Origin of the sequence: Massilimicrobiota sp. An80, assembly GCF_002159255.1 — a bacterium.
In the GTDB taxonomy this organism is placed as follows: domain Bacteria; phylum Bacillota_I; class Bacilli_A; order Erysipelotrichales; family Coprobacillaceae; genus Allocoprobacillus; species Allocoprobacillus merdigallinarum.
In genome coordinates this window covers 1-522 of record NZ_NFHI01000130.1, presented here as the reverse complement: position 1 = coordinate 522, position 522 = coordinate 1, and the positions used below count along the sequence as shown (strand labels likewise).

General features: G+C 37.2%; 1 pseudogene. It reads right to left on the bottom strand.

The window, feature by feature from the left end:
* Positions 1–234: pseudogene (locus tag B5G32_RS14230) on the bottom strand (IS110 family transposase); the annotation flags it as partial.
* Positions 235–522 lie beyond the last annotated feature (288 nt).

Sequence of the window (522 nt, the reverse complement as noted above, 5' to 3'; positions counted from 1 at the left end):
ATCTATTTCTTTGAGCTGATCATTAAGCAGTTCGATATGAGCTATTAGATGTTTGATCTGCATTTCATCTGCCAACGAAGAAATGCCAACAGATGTTTTAGCACTTTCCTTTAGCTTTTTAGCAGTCAGAGAAATGCGATTGCCTCTGCCGGTAATATCAAAGCATTTGCGTAAAGTTCTGATGTCAGCCTGTGCAATGGCCTTTGCACTGCCAAACTGTTTAAGAATAGACATATAGACTTTTCCGTACTTGGATTTAAAAAGTGAGTTATATTCAGGAAAAACAAGATCTATGCATTTCTGCAGACGATTGGAAAGAACATTGATCTGTTCCTTGAGGGAATGATGCAACCTAGTCAGCTGCTTCTGTTCATAAAGGTCAAATTTCTTAGATGACGTCAACCGATAAGGTTTCTTGAGTTTGTTTGAGCTTAATATATCGCATATATTAAGAGTATCAAGTTTATCGTTTTTAGTGATGCCACCATCCATTCTACGATTGAGATCGGTAGTTTTAGGATT